This window comes from Streptomyces sp. NPDC059456 (genome assembly GCF_042750055.1).
Classification (GTDB): domain Bacteria; phylum Actinomycetota; class Actinomycetes; order Streptomycetales; family Streptomycetaceae; genus Streptomyces.
Map to the genome: position 1 here is coordinate 1 of NZ_JBHYVA010000163.1, position 4,545 is coordinate 4,545.

The 4,545-nt window shown below is 70.8% G+C and carries 3 protein-coding genes; all 3 read right to left on the minus strand.

The window, feature by feature from the left end:
• Positions 1–2: 2 nt before the first annotated feature.
• The gene (locus ACFXA3_RS16740) at positions 3–1,295 is read right to left on the minus strand and encodes a YncE family protein (RefSeq protein ID WP_385187411.1); all 1,293 of its coding nucleotides are present in this window, start codon (positions 1,293–1,295) and stop codon (positions 3–5) included.
• 160 nt (positions 1,296–1,455) lie between these two features.
• The gene (locus ACFXA3_RS16745) at positions 1,456–2,619 is read right to left on the minus strand and encodes an XdhC family protein (protein WP_385187413.1); all 1,164 of its coding nucleotides are present in this window, start codon (positions 2,617–2,619) and stop codon (positions 1,456–1,458) included.
• Between the two features lie 73 nt (positions 2,620–2,692).
• On the minus strand, positions 2,693–4,156 hold the full coding sequence (locus tag ACFXA3_RS16750; RefSeq protein ID WP_385187415.1) for an NCS2 family permease: 1,464 nt from the start codon (positions 4,154–4,156) through the stop codon (positions 2,693–2,695).
• Positions 4,157–4,545 lie beyond the last annotated feature (389 nt).

Below are 4,545 nucleotides of genomic sequence, written 5' to 3' on the forward strand. Positions count from 1 at the left end.
CGTTACTGCGGGCCGGTCCAGCCCGCGGGGACGTGGCCGATCCGGACCCGCTGCGGGTGGTCGCCGTCGGGGACGGAGACCCGCTTGGCGCCGGTCGCGAAGTCGATGGCGGTGACCTGGTCCGCGCCGCTCTCGGAGATCACGCAGGCGGTGCCGTCCCCGTCGACGGTGGCCCAGTACGGCTTGTTCGCGGGCACCAGCGGCCCCTCGGCGAGGGAGGCGCGGTCCACGACGGTGGCGTAGTCGTCCATGGTGCCCGCGACGCAGAGCTTGGTCCCGTCCGGGCTCATGGACAGGCCGTGGTGGCGGGAGTCGTTGACCCAGGTGGTGCGGTCCGCGTTGGTGGCGGGGTTGCGGGGGAGCTCCTTGATGCGGGTGATCCGGTCGGCGGCCACGTCGTACTCGACGACGCCGTTGAAGAAGGACACCTGGAAGTAGAGCTTGGACTCGTCGGGGCTGAAGGACATGGGCCGGACGGCGTCGGACAGGTCGGAGCGGCCGAAGGCGTCGAGCCGCTCGCGCATGTCGATGACGCGGACCGTGCGGAAGGTCTGCGCGTCGACGACGGTGATCTTCCGGTCGCCCTTCGTCCAGTCCAGCCACGGCGCGTCCAGGGCGGAGGTCACGTCCCCGATGGCGCTGTTCCACAGGAAGCGGCCGTCCCGGCTGAAGGTGTTCTCGTGCGGCTTGTCGCCGGTGGGGAAGGAGCCCACCTGCCGCCCGGTGGCGATGTCGAGGACGTGCACGGTGTTGGCGGTGGAGGCGGAGACGGCGACCCGGGTGCCGTCCGGCGAGACCGCCATGTGGTCGGAGCGGAAGCCGGAGACGGGGAAGCGCCAGTTGATCCGGCCCGTCCGCACGTCGATCGAGACGACGTCCGCGAAGCTGGGGCGGGAGGCGACCACGGCCGTGCCGTCGGGGGTGGTGTACATGTCGTCGACGAACTGGTCGTGCCCCTCGCCCGCGCTGCCCCGGATGCCGAGGAAGAAGGCGAGCTTGATCGGGTTGAGGTAGATCTCGCGGAGCCGCTCCTCCTTGTCGGGGATCATGTTGATCCGTCCGACCTTGGCGAGGTCTCCGGTGGAGGCGAGCACGTCGGCGGTCCCCTCCCAGTTGTTGCCGACGAACAGCACCTCGCGCACGCCGGTGCCGCCCGGGGCGGGCGCGGGGGCCGCGGCCGGCGCGGACGCCGACGCGGGGCCCGCCGCGAGCGAGGCCGCGGCCAGCACACAGCCGGCGAGGAGCGCACGGACGGGGGTACGGGCGGTGCGGGCGGTGCGTACGGTCCGGGACATCCGCTCAACTCCGTTGCAGGAAGGCGCTGTTACCGGCCGGTAAAATAGGCGGAACGGCGAAAGGGCGCAACCCTCGCGGGGGTTGCGCCCTGATCTTCTCGACGGATCCTCAGGTACCGCTCCGGTGCTCCTGCGGCACCGCCGCGGGGCCCGCCGTCCTTCAAGCGACGGAGCCGATCCTGCCGATCACCGTGTTCGAGGTGTCCGGGTGGATCGGTATGTGCGCTCCGGTGAGGGCCGCCCCGGAGCCGCCGCGGCGGTTCGCGACGATCTCGGCGGCGATGGACAGCGCGGTCTCCTCCGGGGAGCGGGCGCCGAGGTCCAGGCCGATCGGGGAGCGCAGCCGGGCCAGTTCCAGCTCGGTCACGCCGACCTCGCGGAGCCGCTTGTTGCGGTCCTCGTGGGTCCGCCGGGAGCCCATGGCGCCGACGTACGCGACGGGCAGCTTGAGGGCGAGTTCCAGGAGCGGGACGTCGAACTTGGCGTCGTGGGTGAGCACGCACAGGACGGTCCGGCCGTCGACGAGGCCCGCCGCGGCCTGGGCCTCCAGGTAGCGGTGCGGCCATTCGACGACGATCGCGTCCGCCTCGGGGAAACGGTTCTTCGTCGCGAACACGGGCCGCGCGTCGCACAGGGTCACGTGGTAGCCGAGGAATTTGCCGATCCGCACGAGTGCGGAGGCGAAGTCGATGGCGCCGAAGACGACCATCCGCGGCGGCGGGACGCTGGACTCGACGAGCACCTTGAGCGGCTCTCCGCAGAGCCTGCCGTCGGCGCCGATCTCCAGCACGCCGGTCCGGCCGGCGTCGAGCATGGCGCGTGCCTCTTCGGCGACGGTGCGGTCGAGCTCGGGGTGTCCCCCGAAACCGCCCTCGTGGCCGCCCTCGCCCCGGACGAGCACGGCGCGGCCCTTGAGCTCGGCCGGACCCTCCGCGATCCGGGCGACCGCCGCGGCCTCGCCGCGGGCGGCGGCGGCCAGCGCGGCGGCGAACACCTCCCGCGCGGGGGATCCCACCGGGACCGGGGTGACGAGGATGTCGATGATCCCGCCGCAGGTCAGCCCCACGGCGAAGGCGTCGTCATCGCTGTAGCCGAAGCGCTCCTGGACGGTCTCGCCGTCCTCCAGCGCCTGCCGGCACAGCTCGTACACCGCGCCCTCCACGCATCCGCCGGAGACCGATCCGATGGCCGTGCCCGCGCTGTCGACGGCGAGTGCGGCACCGGGCTGCCGGGGCGCGCTCCCGCCCACCGCCACCACGGTGGCGACGGCGAAGTCACGTCCCTGCTCGACCCACCGGTTCAGTTCTTCGGCGATGTCCAGCATTGCGGCCTCCTCGGAGGGTTCGTTTACCAGTATCGGATGCGTGGAGGGCGGGGGCCGGATCACCGGCCGGGCCTTACTTCACGCCGAGCCACGCCTCGATCGGGTGCTCCGCGAAGAAGATCACGAAGATCACCGTCAGTGCCCACATGAAGGCGCCGATCTCGCGGGCCTTGCCCTGCGCGATCTTGATGGCCACGTAGGAGATGACGCCCGCGGCGACGCCCGCGGTGATCGAGTAGGTGAAGGGCATGAGCGCCACGGTCAGGAAGACCGGGATGGCGGTCGCGCTGTCGGCCCAGTCCACGTGGCGGGCGTTCTGCATCATCATCGCGCCGATGACGACCAGGGCCGCGGAGGCGACCTCACCCGGGACGATCTGCGTGATCGGGGTGAAGAAGAGGCAGGCGGCGAAGAACAGGCCGGTGACGACGGAGGCGAGACCCGTGCGGGCACCCTCGCCGACGCCGGTGGCGGACTCGACGAAGACGGTCTGGCCGGAGCCTCCGGTCAGGCCGCCGATGGCACCGCCGGCGCCGTCGATGAACAGGGCCTTGGACAGGCCCGGCATGCGGCCCTTGTCGTCGGCGAGCTTGGCCTCGGTGCCGACGCCGATGATGGTGGCCATCGCGTCGAAGAAGCCGGCGAGCACCAGGGTGAAGACGATCATGCCGATCGTCATGGCGCCGACGTCGCCCCAGCCGCCGAAGGAGACCTTGCCGAAGAGCGAGAAGTCCGGCATCGAGATGGCGGAGCCGTCCAGGGTGGGCGCGCCGTTCTTCCAGGCCTTCGGGTCGACGTCGGCGACGGCGTTGACGATCGCGGCGATCACGGTGCCGCCGATGATGCCGATCAGGATCGCGCCGGGGACCTTGCGGGCCTGCAGCATGAAGATGGCGAGCAGGGTGATGCAGAAGATCAGGACGGGCCAGCCGGCGAGCTGCCCGACGGGGCCGAGCTGGACCGGAGGAGCGAATTCACCGCCGTTGCCGACGAAACCGGCCTTCACGAGGCCGATCAGGGCGACGAACAGGCCGATGCCCATGGTGATCGCGTGCTTGAGCGCGAGCGGGATCGCATTCATGATCATCTCACGCAGGCCGGTGACGACCAGGAGACAGATCACGACGCCGTACATCACGCACATGCCCATGGCCTGCGGCCAGGTCATCTGCGGGGCGACCTGCGAGGAGAGCACGCCCGAGACCGACAGGCCCGCGGCGAGCGCGAGCGGGACCTTGCCGACGAAGCCCATGAGGAGCGTCGTCAGCGCCGCGGCGAACGCCGTGGCGGTGATGAGCGCCTTCTGGCTCATGGTGTCCCCGGCGACGTCCTTGCCGGAGAGGATCAGTGGGTTGAGCAGGAGGATGTACGCCATGGCCATGAAGGTCGTGACGCCGCCACGAATCTCATTTCCGACGCTGGACCCTCTATGGGTGATGTGAAAGTACCGGTCGAGCCAAGAACGCCCGGCGGGGGTACGAGAGCCGTCGCCGGCCTCTTCCGCGGTGGTCTTGGGCTCTACAGACGACTGGGTCATGGTGCCTAACTCCCAAGGTTCAAAGGGGCACCCGCATGAAGATTGGAGACGCGGGATTTGGGAAACTCCGTTTGGCTGCACGACCCGGGGTGACGGCCCGAGGCGACGCGAAGGTGCACTGCGTGTACTGCGGGTACTGCGGGGGTTCTGCGGTACTTGGTGGCGGCTCCGGGGTGCCGGGGCCACCGGGTGTTGCGGTGGGGGTGATGCCGGGGGGACGGACCGCGAGCGGTGCGGTTCTCCGTACTCCGGACTTCTGGCTCCGGGCGGTGGGACTGGAAGTGTGACGTTCCCGGTGTCACACCGCCCGGAGAGTCTGTGGGGGTGGGGGGGGGGGGCGCCCCCCCCCCCCCCCCCCACACAAAGGGGGCCGGGGAGGGGATCAGCAC